Origin of the sequence: Rhodopirellula maiorica SM1 (assembly GCF_000346295.1) — a bacterium.
Taxonomy (GTDB): domain Bacteria; phylum Planctomycetota; class Planctomycetia; order Pirellulales; family Pirellulaceae; genus Novipirellula; species Novipirellula maiorica.
On record NZ_ANOG01000613.1, the window covers coordinates 1 to 17,626 of the forward strand.

General features: G+C 52.5%; 14 protein-coding genes. 6 read left to right on the top strand and 8 right to left on the bottom strand.

Annotation, left to right across the window (positions count from 1 at the left end; translation table 11 throughout):
- Nucleotides 1–85: 85 nt before the first annotated feature.
- Nucleotides 86–1,126: an AI-2E family transporter gene (locus tag RMSM_RS19535; protein ID WP_008700017.1), complete on the bottom strand. Its 1,041-nt coding sequence runs from the start codon at nt 1,124–1,126 to the stop codon at nt 86–88.
- 655 nt (nt 1,127–1,781) lie between these two features.
- Between RMSM_RS19535 and RMSM_RS19545 the strand changes: the two genes are divergently transcribed.
- The 5 genes from RMSM_RS19545 to RMSM_RS41105 all read left to right on the top strand — a co-directional run bounded on the left by RMSM_RS19545 (nt 1,782) and on the right by RMSM_RS41105 (nt 9,247).
- Nucleotides 1,782–3,188, top strand: a complete 1,407-nt coding sequence (locus tag RMSM_RS19545; protein ID WP_008700023.1) for an alkaline phosphatase PhoX — start codon at nt 1,782–1,784, stop codon at nt 3,186–3,188.
- Nucleotides 3,189–3,302: 114 nt separating this feature from the next.
- The gene (locus RMSM_RS19550) at nt 3,303–4,358 is read left to right on the top strand and encodes a DUF1559 domain-containing protein (RefSeq protein WP_040768289.1); all 1,056 of its coding nucleotides are present in this window, start codon (nt 3,303–3,305) and stop codon (nt 4,356–4,358) included.
- A 289-nt stretch (nt 4,359–4,647) separates the two neighbouring features.
- Complete coding sequence (locus RMSM_RS19555) at nt 4,648–5,007, top strand: hypothetical protein (RefSeq protein WP_008700027.1); 360 nt, start codon at nt 4,648–4,650, stop codon at nt 5,005–5,007.
- A gap of 201 nt (nt 5,008–5,208) precedes the next feature.
- A complete protein-coding gene (locus RMSM_RS19560) occupies nt 5,209–6,786 on the top strand; it encodes an HTTM domain-containing protein (RefSeq protein WP_160168328.1) in 1,578 nt (525 codons plus the stop codon).
- A 109-nt stretch (nt 6,787–6,895) separates the two neighbouring features.
- Nucleotides 6,896–9,247, top strand: a complete 2,352-nt coding sequence (locus RMSM_RS41105; protein WP_160168329.1) for a phytase — start codon at nt 6,896–6,898, stop codon at nt 9,245–9,247.
- Nucleotides 9,248–9,318: 71 nt separating this feature from the next.
- On the opposite strand, the gene RMSM_RS42795 is transcribed toward RMSM_RS41105, so the two are convergent.
- The 3 genes from RMSM_RS42795 to RMSM_RS19580 form a co-directional block, all read right to left on the bottom strand.
- On the bottom strand, nt 9,319–9,621 hold the full coding sequence (locus RMSM_RS42795) for a hypothetical protein (RefSeq protein WP_144057787.1): 303 nt from the start codon (nt 9,619–9,621) through the stop codon (nt 9,319–9,321).
- Between the two features lie 103 nt (nt 9,622–9,724).
- Entirely contained in the window at nt 9,725–11,161 is a 1,437-nt protein-coding gene (locus RMSM_RS19575; RefSeq protein WP_040768272.1) for a right-handed parallel beta-helix repeat-containing protein, read from the bottom strand.
- The gene (locus RMSM_RS19580; RefSeq protein ID WP_040768274.1) at nt 11,116–11,907 is read right to left on the bottom strand and encodes a carbohydrate binding domain-containing protein; all 792 of its coding nucleotides are present in this window, start codon (nt 11,905–11,907) and stop codon (nt 11,116–11,118) included. Before RMSM_RS19580 ends, RMSM_RS19575 begins: the two co-directional genes overlap by 46 nt.
- 376 nt (nt 11,908–12,283) lie before the next feature.
- Between RMSM_RS19580 and RMSM_RS19585 the strand changes: the two genes are divergently transcribed.
- A complete protein-coding gene (locus tag RMSM_RS19585; RefSeq protein ID WP_008700043.1) occupies nt 12,284–12,484 on the top strand; it encodes a hypothetical protein in 201 nt (66 codons plus the stop codon).
- Nucleotides 12,485–12,506: 22 nt separating this feature from the next.
- Here the strand turns inward: RMSM_RS19585 and RMSM_RS43805 are convergent, their stop codons facing one another.
- The 4 genes from RMSM_RS43805 to RMSM_RS19610 form a co-directional block, all read right to left on the bottom strand.
- Complete coding sequence (locus RMSM_RS43805) at nt 12,507–12,728, bottom strand: leucine-rich repeat domain-containing protein (RefSeq protein WP_144057788.1); 222 nt, start codon at nt 12,726–12,728, stop codon at nt 12,507–12,509.
- Entirely contained in the window at nt 12,670–13,515 is an 846-nt protein-coding gene (locus RMSM_RS19590; RefSeq protein ID WP_008700045.1) for a leucine-rich repeat domain-containing protein, read from the bottom strand. The genes RMSM_RS43805 and RMSM_RS19590 overlap by 59 nt, the downstream gene beginning before the upstream one ends.
- Before the next feature lie 71 nt (nt 13,516–13,586).
- On the bottom strand, nt 13,587–13,889 hold the full coding sequence (locus RMSM_RS19595; RefSeq protein ID WP_008700047.1) for a hypothetical protein: 303 nt from the start codon (nt 13,887–13,889) through the stop codon (nt 13,587–13,589).
- Between the two features lie 1,007 nt (nt 13,890–14,896).
- The coding region (locus tag RMSM_RS19610) for a hypothetical protein (protein ID WP_040768285.1) at nt 14,897–17,626 on the bottom strand (2,730 nt) is incomplete at its 5' end.

Sequence of the window (17,626 nt, forward strand, 5' to 3'; positions counted from 1 at the left end):
GCACGTCAATCAAACAGCGGTCGCATCAGCGAAGTAACGACGTGTTTCCGTTCGCAGCGTCATTTTCCTCGTTGTGGACGCCTGCTTAGTCCGTTGTCAATTCGCCTGGGTTGGGATCGCCCAGGCGATCGTGGATGTATAGCATCTGGATCAGCACCATTACGACGACTGTCAACGGAGCGGCCATCATCACGCCGATGATTCCCACGGTAATCCCCATCCACAACTGAGCGGCGATGGTTAGGATCGGAGGCAGTGTCACCTCGTGTCGCTGGATCATCGGCGTGATCAAATAGCTCTCGATCCCCTGCAATGCGACATTAAATACCAGCACGTAGATTGCGGTGTCGGTTCCTACATTCAAGGCCAACAGCACTTGCGGTACCGCTGCCAACAACGGTCCGATATTAGGAATAAATGTCAAAAGTGCCGCGACAACGCCCAACGTGATCGGCAAGGGGACATTCAAAAACCACAGTCCGATCGCAGTCAAAACTCCAACGAGCGTCATCGACATCACGCGGCCGACAATCCAGCGTCCCAGGGCAGAACGCATTTGATCCAACACCTCCAACACGCGCTCACGCCGCTGGGTTGGAAACAACTTGACGAGCCCTTTGCGGTAGAGTCTGGGGTCATACGCTGCATAGGCACCAACGAAAAAGATCACGATGGCACCGGTCATTGCCCATCCAACCGATCTTAAACCGCCTAACACCCCCGAGACAGCCGAGTCGCCTTGTTGGCGCACCATCGACTGCATCTGTTCCGAATCAGGCAAATACTGTTTCGAAAACTCGTACTGTTTCAACCGCTGTGTCGCGTCTTCGCTGGCAGTTTGCAGTTGACTCCACAGTTCGTCGGTACGCTGAACCACTTGGGCGCCCAAGTAGTACACGCCACCTGCAAACAACAACAATATCACCGTAACGACGAGCATAAAGCTCATTCGGTACGACAGCGGCGCGTGGCGATCAGCAAAGCCTGCCAGACCGTTGATGAAAACGCCAAACAAAAGTCCAGCGAACACCACCAACAACACGCTGACGGTAGGAATAAACAGATCCGCCACTGCGAAGATCAATGCGACCAGCAGCAGCGGCCAAAGCAGCGATCGAAATGTCATTTAGCAAGCACCATACAACGAGAATCAAAATCGTTTGCAACGTCGAGGACGCATGCCCCTATTGCATGCGAATTGCTACACGCAAATTGCGAGCCAAACCATTTGCCTGATTCGTCTGCGTTACGGCACGGGCCCAGTTCGCCAGAATTCCCATCTTTGCTGTTGAAACACCAGGAACTTTGGCGAGTCCCACTACGAAAGTAGATGGCACGGCGCGAGCCGTCCGGTTGAGGCGAGTAAAACGTTCGGTTTAGACCGGGCGGCTTGCGCCGCACCGCTACAAATGCCACCCGTTTAGTACGAAAGTAGATGACATCGGGCTTCGCCCGTGGCTACATCTTGCCGTCCCTTCGGGACTGATGATTTTCAACTTGCAGAAGCAACGTGAGACAGACTATCCAAACTTGTAAATCGGTAGTTCCTAGCGGTCACGATTTGAACGTTACCAATTCTTGGATGCCCGCGGTTTCGATCGATCAGCAAGAAAACGCCTTCTTTCATCCATTCTTAGTTTTGTGCGACCGCTAGCTTCACAAAGGTCTGGAATACTTCCGCCACCTAAAGCGGGACAACGTTGCTGGCGTTCTTTAACAGAGTCCGACTTCGACTCAGGCTGAGCAACTGCACAAGAATACACGACTCAGGATTCGATGACATGCAGAATGACTTTGATTCGCAAGACGCTCGTTCTCACGAACGTCGACGCTTTATTCAGCAAGCGACGCTGAGCCTCGGTTCACTCGCGATCACGACACCTTTTCAATCCCTGTTGGCGGCGGCTCCCGAACATCGCGCGTCCGCCGGGTTCGGTGAATTGCGACCGGTAAAGGACAACTCGACAGGGCTTGAGTTGCTGAAGCTTCCCGAAGGTTTTCAATACAGTACGTTCGGTTGGACGGGTGACCCGATGAACGACGGCAATCTGACACCGGGCAACCATGATGGGATGGCGGTGGTTGCTGAAATCTCGCCCGGAAAGATTGTGTTATGTAGAAACCATGAGCGTAACGGGAATGGCCGCTCCATCGCCAGCGACAAGCTTAGCTTTGATAAGAACGCGCCGGGCGGTTGTACCAACTTGCTTTTCGATGCTGACGAAGGACAACTGCAACGGAGTTGGTGCAGTCTTTCTGGCACCGCCAACAACTGTGCAGGCGGGCCGACACCTTGGGGCACATGGCTAAGTTGTGAGGAAACCGTGCTTGGCCCGGGAGATGACCATAAAGGCGACCGCATCAATTTCCAGGATCCGCATGGATGGATTTTCGAAGTGCCTGCAGAGGGTATCTCGCGGCCGGTGCCCTTAAAAGAAATGGGGCGATTTGTCCACGAGGCAGTCGCGATCGACCCCGCGACCGGCATCGTCTACGAAACCGAAGATCGCCAAACCGCGGGCTTTTATCGCTTCACGCCGAACACTCCCGGGAAGCTCGTCAACGGAGGAAAACTCCAGATGATGAAACTGCCGCAGCGGAAAGATGTGCGGTCAGGCGTACGAGTGGATCAAGTATTCGATGTCCAGTGGGTTGATATTGACGATCCACTACAAGCGCACTCGCCGGGGACGAAGGATGCCCTCGGGGTTTATTCGCAAGGCAAGCAGCGGGGCGGTGTCACCTTCGCTCGTCTCGAAGGATGTTGGGCAGGACGCGATGGGATTTACATTGTTTCAACCAACGGAGGCGACGCAGGCGTCGGTCAAGTTTGGGAATACATCCCCGCACAGGAGCAACTGCGACTGCTGTTCGAATCCCCCAGTCCGAAGGTTCTGGAGAACCCTGACAATATCACGGTTAGCCCCCGTGGCGGCTTGGTGTTGTGTGAAGATGGCGACCAGCGTCCACAACGATTACATGGACTGACTCCCGGTGGCGACCTGTTTCCCTTCGCCGCCAACAACATCGTGTTAAATGGCGAAATCAAAGGAATCAAAGGCGATTTCCGTGACCAGGAATGGGCGGGGGCGACGTTCAGTCCTGATGGAAAATGGCTGTTTGTCAACAATCAAACGCCCGGCGTCACGTTCGCAATCACAGGACCATGGGCAGACGAACTCATCTAGCGAATTGACTCACTGTACCGAACCGCTGCGTTGCACATCAGAACTTTGGACGCGTTGTTCTTCCAAATGGTTTGGCAGATGCGTGCCCACCTACTTTCGTATGATAGAAAAGAAATGAAGAAACATCCCAGAAGTAAGGCTTTCACGCTGGTTGAATTGTTGGTGGTGATCGCCATTATCGGCGTTCTTGTTGGACTGCTATTGCCTGCGGTTCAGGCGGCACGCGAAGCCGCCAGACGAATGCAGTGCCAAAACAACTTGAAACAAATTGGTTTGGCTTTGCACAATTACGAATCCACTTTCAAAGTCTTGCCACCAGGAGGACTCAGTTGGGTTGACGATTCTGGATTTGGTGGAACCAAAGATGACGATGGTTACGGATTCCTATGCTTCCTGCTTCCCTACATCGAGCAGAGCGCGCTTTACGAGCAAGTGGATCCAAACGGATATTGGGAAGAACCCGATGGAATCACCGGGCGACCGATTGAACATATGGTCGAAGCAATCGCAGGCGGTTCGCCGACCGAACGTATCCAACGACGTTGGGAAGCCGCGACGACGCCCGTACAAACCTATCTCTGCCCAACATCCGCCATGCCCGTCAACGCCCCACTAACGTGGAGCATCTATGGTTCGGGTGATTTTGGCGTTGGCACGCTCGACGTGAACCCCGCGTTCAATGCAGACCAAACAACCGGTTTGGCCACCTCTAGCTACAAGGGTTGTGCAGGAAATCACTTGGGTGACAACGGCCTCTTCGTGAAACGAGCCGAAGGACCACCGCGACTGTTTCGCGATGTGATCGATGGACTGTCCAATACCATCGCCGTTGGGGAATCGACCTACGTTCGTGCCAGCGGCGTCAGCAAACCGCCAGTCGATGGCGAAAGCCCCAGTTCACTCGAAGATTGGCCCGTGTGGATCGGAATGCCACGAACCGATGAATCGCTGCGATTCACGGCTCGTACGTCTTCTCCAATCAATGCATACACCTCGGTGGGCAACATGTACCAAGCGATTGATGATGACTGTGCGTTTAGCTTCCACCAAGGAGGTGCCCAGTTCAACTTTGCTGATGGTTCTGTTCGGTTCATTACCGACAGCGTTTCGATGGAGACCTACCAAGCACTGGCCGGAATGAACGACGGCGAAGTGGTCGGCGAGTTTTAGTTCTTCGATTCACGCGGACACCGCAAAAGAAATCAATGACCGCTCTCTTTGCGGCCCCATCGCGAAGAGAGCTTTTCCATCAACGATTCAGGACACTTTTAATCAAGTCACATTTTCCTTTTTTCCTCTACCCTCTCTACAGATACACCTGCAAAACGATACCCATGACATTTTCAAACCTAATGAAAAATCTCTCGCAAAAATGGCTTGCCCTGTTAGGCGTTTGCGTCGCAACCGTTCTCTTCCCAGGATGCGGTGGCAATGGGTTTGACGTCGCCCCGTAACGGGGATGGTCAAATGCAATGGAAATGCGGTCGGTGGTGGCACTGTCTATTTCCAGCCAAAACAAACCGGCAAATCGGCGGTCGTCGGCAAAATCGGACTCGGTGTGATTGACGCACAAGGTCAATTTACGATTTCCACTTACGGCAACGGTGACGGCGCGGTCGTGGGGACTCACATCGTCAAGGTCGATCGAGGCAGCGGTCCCGGTTGCGACTGTGCGATGAATGCCGATCGCGAACTGATGCAAGTCGAAGTGACTGCGGGAGAGGACAATTCATTCGAAATTGTCCTTCCAGAAAAAACTCGCAGAGACGTCCGTGCCGAGCAAGCCGAGGCGGACGAGGATGATGATGAAGAAGACTGAGATGATGCTCTTCGGGCGCAAGTCGTGTTAACTCATTGTTAGCGAACGACCAGGACAGAAATGTCCTGGTCGCGACGTGAATCACGCTGATGCACCGAAGTGTTCTCTCAAGAATGCATCTCAACGTCACTAGCCCTTGTCCCTGAGATGCATCTGAATCGTCTGACCAAGTTGTTCACAATCAACTCAACCGAGTCTCTCATGACACAGAAATCGGATTCGGCAATCGGCCGGATCAGCAATCGGCTAATACAAAACGTCCCCATCGACTTTCTGGTGGTTTTTCGCATTGCCTTTGGCATGGTCATGTGCTGGTGGGCGATCAGCAGCCTTCGCAACGGCATCCCCTACCACAACTACACCGCACCACCGCTCCATTTCACCTACTATGGATTTGACTGGGTAAAACCGCTTGAACTCAGCCTCACGATCGGCGGGGTCGCTGTCGACGGCATGTCACTGCTGTACATGGTATTTGCCGGTCTGGCGATCTGCATTGCGTTGGGTCTCTGGTATCGCTTGGTCACCGTGCTATTTGCCGTCGGCTTTACGTACTGGTTCATGTTGGACAAAGCCTACTACCTGAACCACTACTACCTATGCATGCTGCTCAGTTTGATGATGCCGTTTTTCCCAGCCGAACGTGCATGTTCAGTCGGCGCTTGGATCCATCCAGACAAACGGAGTGACACCACGCCGGCTTGGTGTTTGTGGTTGCTTCGCTTTCAGATCGGGGTGCCTTATTTTTTCGGAGGGATCGCAAAACTCAATTTTGATTGGCTGCGAGGTCAACCCATGAGGACCACGCTCTCTTACATGACCGACCACCCCTGGATCTCTCGATTCCCCTTTGATCAAGAGTACCTAGTGCAACTTGTCTGCTGGGGCGGATTGATATTTGACCTCTCCATCGTTCCGCTTTTGTTGTTTCGCAAGACGCGGCTGTTAGGCTTTTTCCTGACTTGCGTATTCCATATCAGCAACCATCATCTTTGGAACATCGGAATTTTTCCCTGGCTGATGATCGCGGCGACAACCGTCTTTTTTGATCCGGGATGGCCGCGACAAATTCTGCACCGGCTTAGATTGATCAAGACTCCGAAGCAACCCGACTCAGTGCGGATCTCGAGCTTCAGCTGGAAGCAGCGTTTTGCGGTAAGCAGCGTTTGTCTGTGGATCGCGGTTCAAACGTTGGTCCCGTTGCGGGTGTTCGTTTCACCAGGCAACCCAAGTTGGTCGGAATACGCGCATCATTTTTCATGGCACATGCTGCTTCGCGCGAAAGTGAGCGGCGTTCGTGTTTACGCAACCGACCCGGAGAGCGGGCGTTCGGGTGTCATCGATTTGCGTCCGTATCTAACCCAACGCCAACTCGCAGTGGTGGGTCGAGATCCTCGCATGATTCATCAGCTATGCCTGTTCATTTCGGAGGATCTTGCAAGCAAGGGGCATCCGAACGTCGAACTCCGTGCGCTTGCTTTGGTGGCACTCAATGGCCGAAAACCACAACCGATGATCGACCCGACGGTAGACTTAGCAAAACAACCTCGCAACCTCCGCTATCCGGATTGGATTGTCGACTTGTACGAACCCTATCGACACGAGGCGTGGCATTACCCGCTGGAGCAGTGGGAAAGTCAGCTGGACCTCGATCTGCCTCCACAAATGCTGGTCATGAGCCAAACGAAACCAATCCCGAACAGTCCTGGTATCATGGCGTCGAAGGAATCCACCTTGGTCGGCGAATCAACGAAGTCCGCTCAAGCTGCGACTCATTAAGCAACTCACTTCGACACTTAAACGGCTGCAACCAACCCAACTTGGCGAACCATCACCCCCAAACCCCTCTCCCGTCCCCATGTTCACTCAATACTATCAAGGAAAAAAGATGTCCTACTGGACGAGACTCGGCATTACATTGTTTGCCTTCAGCCTTCCTGCCTCCGTCGGCTGGGCTCACGATGGCGAGCACCCGCATGCGGCTCCTGTAGAGGTCCCCGCTGGAGTGACTTTTGCGCCCTCCGCAGTGCCGGATCGGATCGTTTTGACTTGGGCTGGCGATCCAACAACAACTCAATCGGTCACTTGGCGTACCGATATGAGCGTCAAAAAGGCCGTGCTCGAATTTGCGATCGCGGAGGATGGTCCGCTGTTTGTCAACAAAACTCAGCAGACGGATGCGAAGTCGGAATCGCTAAAAACGGACTTGGGTTTAGCACAGTACCACAGCGTCACGTTGACCGAGCTGAAGCCGAGCACAAAGTACGTCTATCGCGTTGGCGATGGAGTCAACTGGAGCGAATGGGCTCACTTCGTTACCGCAAGCGAGCAAGCGGAACCGTTCAGTTTTGTCTATGTTGGGGACGCTCAGAACAACATCAAGTCACACTGGTCACGGCTTGTCCGGCAAGCCTATGCCGATGCACCGCGAGCCGCGTTCCTTCTTCACGCAGGCGACTTGGTGAATCGTGGTAATAGTGACGGCGATTGGGGCGAATGGTTCTATGCCCAAGGCTTTATTCCCCGCAGCACTCCCTGTGTCGCTGTACCTGGAAACCATGAACAATCAAAGGTTCAAAACGAGCAGACAGGTGAAGTCACTCGCCGATTAACGGACCACTGGGAACGAGTTTTCGAGTTTCCCAAGAATGGCCCCGAGGGCTCGCGCGAAGCCGTTTACTTTATGGATTACCAAGGTGTTCGAATCGTTGGACTCAATTCAACGGGGCAAATCGAAGAGCAGGCCGTTTGGTTGGACGATGTGTTGAGCAACAATCCCCAGAAATGGACCGTCATCACGTTCCACCATCCGATCTATTCGTCCAAACGTGGCCGAGACAACCTCGAACTTCGAGACTTGTGGCAGCCAATCTTCGACAAATACAAGGTTGATCTGGTCCTGAATGGTCACGATCATACATACGCACGGACGAGATTGATGGCGCACAAGAGTGAGCAAAACGTGCCCGCAGGGGTTCGTGCGAAAAGCGATGTATCCGGAACCGTTTACGTTGTTTCGGTTAGCGGCCCAAAGATGTATGACTTAGGACGTGAACCGTATATGCAACGTGTCGCCGAAGACACTCAGCTCTATCAGATCATCACGGTCGACGGCGATGAACTGCGTTATGTTGCTCGCACGGCCATTGGACGACCTTACGATGGTTTCACGCTTACCAAACAAGCCGGCAAACCAAACAAATTGGTCGAGACCATCCCCGATACACCCGAGCGAGTTCGTCCACAAGAGGAGGACACGGATGAGGTAACTTCCGTCAAAATCAAAAGACGCGAGTCGGATCAAGTTCCCATCATCACGCCAACGCTTCGTTTGACGAACCCTCTCGCTCAGGACCAAGATGACCTGTGTGTTTGGCGAGACAATCAATCGCCGGATCGAAGCCTGATCATTGCCTCGGACAAGTCGGCCAATCGTTTGTTCGTCTATGACTTGAAAGGCAAGTTGATCCAATCGGTCGAAGTCCCCATGCCAGGAAACATCGATCTTCGCTATGACGTCCCCTTTGGGAACCAGCAAATCGACTTGGTGGCCGTCAACCAGCGAGCAGAAGGATTTAAGTTGCGTTTGTATCGCTTGGATCGTGAATCGCGTGAGTTGGTAGCGATCGATCACGGTGGAATCGAAACCGGCCCCAACTACGGCGGTTGTCTGTATCGATCCTCACTCGATGACCGCCTCTACTTCTTCACCACTTCGAAACAGGATGGCTGCGAACAAATTGAACTCAGCATCAACGAGAACGGATTCTATACGGGAAAGAAAGTTCGACACTTGGATGTCGGGAAATGCGAAGGAGCCGTCGCCGACGATCAACTTGGCATGCTCTATGTTGCGGCCGAAGACGAGGGAATTTGGCGGTTTGCGGCGGAGCCAGGGGCTGGGAAGCAGGGAACGCTGATGCTGGAAGTGGGTGAAAACGGAATTCGTGGCGACCTTGAGGGTGTGGCGCTACATTACGACGACAACAAAGTTCGATACCTGACCGTCTCGGACCAAGGTTCAAGCACGATTCACGTGTTGCCGTTGGTCGGTGGCAGCAGCACCTATCGCTTTGCAATCGAAAATGCACAACAAAGCGATGGGATTGAAATAGTCGCTCGTTCCTTTGGCCAAGAGTTTCCGCAAGGCTTCTTTGCTTGTCATTCTGATCACGAAGAGAGCTGTCCCATCCTGGTCACTCCGCTGCCAAGCATCGTCAAGGCCCTGCAAAGCAAGTAGACAAGCAGGATTGAAAGGTTCACGAGCCGGTTTTGTTCATCGGGCAATGTTTTGCCAGCCGCAGTTGGTTTTCAACTGAGGCTTTGTCGTTTCACTGGTTTTCGCACCGCGGATGAGGTTGCAAACTGTTGACCACGACGTATTCCGATGGAATCTCGAGCAGCCCATCGAGGGCCTCGGAAAGTCGCATCATCGCATCCTAATTTTCTTCCGTGTAGGAGCGTGATCATGCCGAACAGCCACATTCGCATAGGTGGCTTTTCTAGATCACCTCGCGTGATCACGCCAACCGGTTGTCCTAACGTCGACACCAGCACAAACGGCTGCGTGTTCAATTGAGCGACGATCTCTTGAACCGGCGTGGTGGTTGCCAAGATCGTTGCTTCGTCAAGCGGACGCACACTGCCTTTGGAAAAACGGCACGACCTCCTATGCCGCCGAGGAACGATTCCCAACGTCGCGACGACACCGAACGGATCACGGTTCCGATGCCGATGAAAAAAGTTCGGGGAACGGGGGCCACGTCGGCGGCACGACGAAGTCTTGCCCCGTTTCGATCGCCCCCATGTCCGGCCCTTCGCCGTGGTAGTTGTCGTTGAAATTTGGCAGTCGGACCGCGGCATCATGCCCAGGCGACCCCGGTTGCAATCCCAGTGGTTTCCCGTTCGCAGGTTCATACACAGGGATTCCGCGGATCGCTTGCGTTTCACTTTCCTCGCTCGCCGAGACGGTTCCCAAAATGAAATCGAAGTCGAAATCATTGGTGGGAAATTGGAAGGGATCACGAATCGCAATCTCTTTTTCGCGGCGAAGGTGAAGGATGTTGTTACGTGAGACAATATTCTGCTGACGTTTTGTCTTGCCAGTGCAGATCAATCCTGATCGGCATCCCGACGAATCGCTTCGACCGGGCCACGGTTTAGGTTGATAAATCGTGTTGTGATAGACATACATTCGGCCCTTGGTCATCGCCACCGATTCGTTCCCCAACTTTAAAAACCCGCCCCCCTTGGATCCATCCCAGTCACTCTTTGATCCATAACGGGATCCCAAGGCAATATTCCGCCAAAAATAGACTGGCCCCAACGACGTGGACGCCCCCGCCAACGACATCATGCAGACGTCGGTGCAATTGTTCCAAACCCGGACGTTCATATTGGCACCTTCGATCTCCAGTCCATCGTCACGGCAATGCGATACGAAGTTTCGATAGATGTCACTATCGCGATTGGGAAACCCAGCGAAGCTGAAGTTGGAAAATTCTCCCATTCCATCATTGAACATATGGGTCATGTCGGATCGGATGCGATTGTCTCGGATCACATAGCGTCCTTTCCCTTTTCGCAACATCACGCCTTGAGCGCCCATCGGATGATGTGTTTTGCGACCATCCTTTAGCGTGCGTTCTTCGAGCCATGAATTGCTGTGACTACGTGGATGATGTAAATCGCACCGCTGAACGATGATCGATTCGAGTTCCTTTGAGTTCCCGTAAACGGCGGCATCCCCGTTGTCACCGAAACCATCGTCTGACACACGTCCCCAGCCGCTAATGTCACAATCTTCGATCACGACGTCATGCACGTGCTTCAGCTCGATGCCATTGGTGGCGGCGTTTCGCAATTCGAGACCTCGCACGATCACGTAACTCGCAGCAACACGAATATTCGCCGGCATCCGTCCTGCGGCATCTCCGACCGATCTTTTGCCCGGTTCAGGTGCATAGACCACATAGCCATCCGCCTCGGAGCCACCCTCGGTGATTTCCAGCGTTTCCTCCCACTTTTCAGGCAAGTGCACTGTCTTTTTAACCTTCAGCGACTCGTCCCAAGTTTTTGCCGTGAGGTCAATTTCCGTTTTCGTTTTCGCTAATCGCAGACGAATGTCATACTCGGTGCCCGGCTGAAGGTGCACCAAACTGCCACGATACTCTTCACTGTTCTGCGGTCGCCCACTGTGCTGATTCGGATCGAACCAAAGATCATGACCTCGCCGCCACGTCTTGGAACCCAGGGCTTGTAAGCGACCTGACAAACATTGTCGGCACTCCCTTCACGAGGCTTCCAATAGAGTCCAATGGATTCAAAGGTCGCAACGGCGATCGGATCGTGCTCGCCTTCGCGTGGTAATCCAGTTGCTTCGATTAACTCGGTTTGAGAAAACCGAACTTGGGTGCCAACCTGTTTCGCCCCATGAGCCCAACGGCATAGTAGTTGGACATTGTCGGCATCTCCGCTGTTGAATCGAACTTCGACGCGTTGCCAATCGGTACCGTTTTTCTTCGTTCCGATTCGCTCGAGTTCCTTGCGTCCCTTTCGGCGTTTGATTTGATAGAACGCGATTCCCGAGCGTGATCCTTTCATCCATCCGGAAACGCGGTATAGCGTGTTGGGTTTGACTGTGATCGTCTGTCCAATTTCACCCAATTGGGATCCGACCTCGATATTGATTTCAACATGCAAACTGCGTGTTGCTCCCGGTGGTTTGTCTTGCGGATCGACGCTCACAACCTGTTGCTTCTGCCCCAATCGCCAACCTTTTGGAAAATCCTCATCAGCAAGCGAGAACTCAGGATTGGTCACCAAATTCGAAGGCGGCTCGTCTGCCTGGATCGCGCTAGCACCGACTAAGACAAGTGAAATAAGAAGTACACGCATCATGCAATGTTGCCAATTTTTCGATGGTTAATCAAAACGGCCCTAGGAATGTGCACCGAGCGAGAGCACCTGGACCGAAGCACTCTGTTGGGGCCGTTCATCACCTCAGCGATCTCGCCGAAATTGGTGAAGCGTCTATCATACACACCTGTTCGTAGCGGTGTGTGTCGCGGAAACATCGACGCGAGAAGCCTTGAACCGCCAGCGTGAACGTCTGCAGGAGCAGACTCCGCGCCGCCAACAAAACAGACGGCATTGAGCGTGAATCGAACCGTGATCAAGGGTGGCTGGCACACTCTTTTCCCTCACGGTTCAACGCGAGTGCTTCGCGGCGATGTCTCGCGAGGGAGTCATTGAATCTCGTCACGAGAAGTTGATAATGTCCAACATGAATGGCTTGCTGACTGCGTTTGCGAAGCATCCCGATTTTACTTTGCAGGTTTTTGATGACTTGATCGCTTTTTTAGCAACTGCTGGCCAAAACGAAATTCCACCGTCGGTGATCGATACGGGAAGCAAACTTGAGCGTTTGATGCCTGGCACCGATTGCCGGGCACCGATTGCCGCCTGCATCCTTTGATTTGCCACGTTGTATTTGCCATTTATTCTGCGGATATCGCGCATGATGGCAAGATGCGTTGCAATATCGCAACACCTGCTGTCGTGACCCCCGTCTTTTTCAGTGAGACTTCCTTCAACTTCGTTATGGCCTGCAAATGCACGAGTCCATCATCGGTGATATTGGTGCTGTCCAGGATCAGCGTTTCAAGCGAATGACAATGTTGTAGATATTGAAGGTCCGCCAGTGATCTGCGTGCGTGCAAGCGAGAGTTCGCGTAAACAAATCAGTTTTTCCGCGTATCGCTGAAAATATCGAGCCGCAGTCCCGTTTTTGCCAATCTCGGTGCCGTACAGATCTAACTTCTCGAGATTTGGAAGTTTGGCTACCAAGAACCTGAAACCACCTCCGAGGAACGGAGTTCCCGCGAGGTCTAGACCTTGAAGATTCTTCAATTCAGGGAGATGAAGCAACTCATACTCTGTGACTCGTGTGTGACTCAGGTCGAGCTGCTCGAGTTGCTGCAAACGAGCAAGCGAGCGCAGGCCGCGACCATCGATCGCTGTTTGGCTAAGATTTAGCTCTTTCAGTTTCACACAGTGTGTGATTCGCTGCAGCCCAGCGTCGGTAATAAGCGTTTTTCTTAGGCTGAGCGACTCCAGATTGGATAAGACCTTCAAGCAATAAAGACCGTCATCTGATACCGCGCTTCCGTCCAACCGGAGGACGTTCAGGCGATTTGGACTGGGTAGGCAGTCAATAGCCGCAGCGAGTTCGATATCACCTATTGGTCGTTTCACATCGTAATTTGTGGTGTCATATGAAACACTGAGGCGTGAGATCTCTCGAAAGAAGTCATCGTCATCAAGCAGATACCGCAGCCACTCAGACCCTTCAAGTGGACCATCGCCGCTACCGCCTAACGAAACGACAGTTTGCATCGCAACTTTTCTTTTGCGAAGCCCGTTAGCGTAGTACGCCAGGACTACCGCGATCACCGCAGTAAGCAACAGCATGATTCGGATTGAGATTTGTGATCGTATGCGTTTCATTTCCGTCGCTGTTTTTGATGATTAGAGTACGAACGCCACAGTCCCTACAGACCCTTTGCGTTGCAAATATCCTACCGCAGCCACTCGTCGAGATGCTCGGCGACGAAGGCGTCGTCATGCATGTGCGGATACGATCGATAGACTCGGTCGATCTCGTCGGCTTGCCCCGGACTGACGGTTTCGTGGGGATTCAAACACCATGTTCCTTCGAGCAATCCTTGCCGCCGCAATACCTCGTGGATCCCAGCGATGCAGCCGCGGAACCCATTGGCGGCATCAAACAACGCCCCGTTGCAATCGGTGACCTGAGCCGCCATCGTCATCATTTCAGCGGGAATCTCTCCCGATTTGCGGATCTGCTTACAACGATCCAAAAGTGCTACAGCTTTCTGTGTCCAGCAAGCCCAATGACCGAGCTATCCACCAGAGAACGCGTTTTATGTGCCCGAAACGAATTCTAGTTAGTCGACCTTTAAGGAGGGACTCAAGCAGCAGTGACCGCATGTTGTGGAATAAACAGGAAATGATTTTGCCGACGAGGGGCTTTTTCATTTCTGTCGCATGAATTCTTCTGTCCAAACCAGAGACTGCGAAAACGCCAAGCTTCGATTTGGCCGCAACCAAATGTGCGCGACAGTCCGAACTTTTGTGCGAATCCATTCACCACATCGTCCATTTCGGGACGAAACTCCAAGTGTCAAAATTCAGCAGTAGGCAATAGGTATCGAGTTTTATTCTCTTTTGATCGAGCGTCTTTGGCAGGATTCATTCGGACGCTTCAAAATCGCCTATATACATGCAAACCGTTTTCCGCCGATGGGTCGGTTCAGCATGAGTTAAATCGCACCAGACTCTTCGGCTCGCTAGGTTCACACCATCGGCTAAGCACCTCCCAGTTTCTAGAAGGCACCGCAAAACAAAAGCCACGTTAAAAAAAACCGGTACCTGCCCACCTTCTTCTCAAAACTTTCTTTTTTTCTGTGTTCTGGTCTTGTAAGCCCCAAAGCGAGACGCAGACGCCTGACAATCGAAGAAAACCGGTATGGACAACATCGTCGCAAATCACCTACTTGTGGGGCATGTCGCAAGATAGGAGTTTGCATGTTTAACGGTTCCCAACTTTTTTACAAGTACTGCGAGTATCACGACGATATGACGCGTGCTTGCAAATCTGCAGGCATCAATATCAGCCACAAGTCGAGGCTCTCTTCGGAAGAGCTTAAGTCGGTGATGGCACGGCTATCGCGTGAAAACCAATCTGCCTTGGCAACGAAGTTCCTGACTGGTTTTGGACAAACTGCCACCGTCCAGAAGTCAGCCCTCATTGCCGCTCTCACTTCGTCATCAAACGCTCAGCGACAAGCAGCGTAAGCGAGTTGGCTCATTCCTCCTGATGCTGCATTTGTTCGGCTCGGGCAACCGGTGAAAGCCGATCACGCATCCACAGCAGAAGCTCGTCATCGGCATTTTCGCTCGGGTCAAACACCAGCTTTGAAAATTCCACTAGCTCTGTGGGCAAAAAACGGAGCCGTTGAGCGTCCATCATAAACAGCCGATCAGCAAGTTGCCAAACTCCCAACCCATGCACGTCACGATCTCGAACCGCTTCCGCCACCAATCGGACAATCAACACAATTTCTTGCGTCCTTAGAGTAGACGGAACGCTATCAACAGGCGACTTAAGCAGTGAGGCTAGATCCGAGGCCTCAACAGCAGGCTGGATTTTCTCTACGATTTGCTCGGCTTCGTGAACTGACAACCCAAGCTTTGCGTCCCTAAGCACTGCCACAACCTGATCGAACAATTGCCGAGGCTCAGCATTCACTTGGTTTTTGCTTGGATACTCCGATTGTCCGCTAAATCGGATTTCGGTTCCCATCCGTGATTTTGAGCGGACGTTGCCGACAAGCACTGTTGAATTTTCGCGTCCCTCAATCGAAAGTGTTACATTATGATCATCGTGCAAGAATCCGAATCGTCCAGACAGATCGACAGCCAAGCCTCCCCATGCATATTTTTCGGTTTGGTCGAAACGGTGTTTTCGCCACAGCGATATTTTAGCGGTAATCTGGGATCCGTCTGAAAGCAGGAATTTGCCATCGACTTCTTCGATGTCGCCAACCTCATGCGACCAAGGGGATGGCCATTTATCGGTCGTTTGCTTCCACTGCTTTTCAATCTGCTTCGTCGCGCGTTTCAGTAGCGTGCGGATCCAAATCGGCGGCAACTCACTACCCACAAATTGCTTAATCCGGCGAATCGAAACATCATCACCAATTCTGGCAAGCGTTCGAACAAGTCGAAAGCATTCAGCCATTTCCGACTTTTGGCTTCGACAGGATTCGAACAACTGCTCAAGACATTCGTCGGCCCAAGCACGCTGTCGTCGACGAATCAGCACGTTGTGGAACGCCTCTCGAACGGCTGGCTCTCGGTGGCCTTGAAAGCCAAACTTGCATACCAAGTCATCTGGATATACATTCCTTGGAAGCCATTCGACCATTTCCGCTGCCCGTCGTTCCAACTCGATGTCACCTGTATTTGTCCAGAGCTGGCAAATCGAAAACAACTGTTTGCAGTCGACGTGTGACAAAATCCGATAGGCTGACCGACGAACTTGGAACGCCGCATCTTGCATAAACGGAATTAAGTATTCATTCGGGTTGTCATCAATGCCAGTCGCGAACGCGACGGAAGTGGCTTCACACAACGCGGCCTTACCCTCGACCATCCAGCGCTGCCACTGGTTCGACGCCACAATTGCCAGCAACGAGCTTGGTGAGAGTTTCGCCAAGACCGAGAAAAGACCTGTGTCCGTCGAATACTCCGTGTTGAGGGAGTAGATGCGTTTAGCAAGACTATGGACTACATTTCTTGAGTTCGACTTGCCCGCCTGAGAGACTTGGCGAATCAATTGATAAAAAACATCTGCCTTTGCGCCCTCGATTGCGGATACCATTGCATGAGAATACTTGAGAACATTCTGGGCATACAGCAAACCCAATAGATACGCTTGCCATCCAGTGAGAGATCCTGGCTGCTCGAGTCGCACGATCTCCGACTCTATGGAGAGGCCTAGCCTACCGTGCAGCCATGTTTCTTTGTCTACATCGAGCCACCCGCGGCGGATAAAAACCTCCATTGCTCGCCAATGCAAAGGCTCATGCTGTGTTTGAGTTAATAGCCAAATCTTATCTTTCCACTCATCTGCCTTGGTGAATTGAGTCCGAGCAATTGCCTCAAGCGCCTGCCCACATGTGAACTCCTCTAATGATTCGTCGTAAACTATGTCGATCAGTCGATGGAGCAAGGTTCCGTGGACGTAACCTGTCCAGACAAGACGGCAAAATACGGATGCCGACGCTTCACGTTGATGCTTTGTCTCGCCATTGATAACCAAATCGAGTAGCGTTTCTGGTATGTCCCTGTCGCCCTGTTCAATTCGAGCGATCGCCGTCTCTGAAATCGCATCAACTGTCGCTAGCAGGACATCGTCATGATACACGAAGCCGAAGTTGCAAATCGCGTCAAATGCGTTGCGTTTTCGGCTCGATTGAACAAGTGCAATAAATCCTGTGTGACGAAAGAGATGCTGATTGCCTTCGTTATCGGACTGATAACCCGAGCGGACGAGATCGAGCAACGCGGGTGGCAACTCTTCAACTGGTAGACATGCCAACAACATTGCGACGTCATTGGCAACAAATGCACTTGACTCCTCGACCACTGATCTCTCTATGAACTCGCTGGTTGGCTGAAAGCCAATTGAAAGCAGTGTTTCGAGCGCATCGGGCTTTAGCTGCGACTCTGCGGTCGCCCATTTCCCTTGATGCCCAGTGTCATTTGCGACGATTGTGGAAAGGTGGTCTATAAGCAACTCGTTGTTCGCCCTTCGCCAACCATCGAGGTGCGCTGGCTTTACCAACTCGGCAAGCCGCATCAAATAGATATAAGTCCAGTGTTGCGACTTGCCAGTCTCATCATCGTTGACCTCAGCGAGCCACTTGAAATGATCATCAACAACCAAGGCCGAGTTGCATCGGAACGGATATTCAGGTGACTGGCTCACTTCTTTGCGATGCTCTCGAAGAAACGACCATGCGCGATCGTG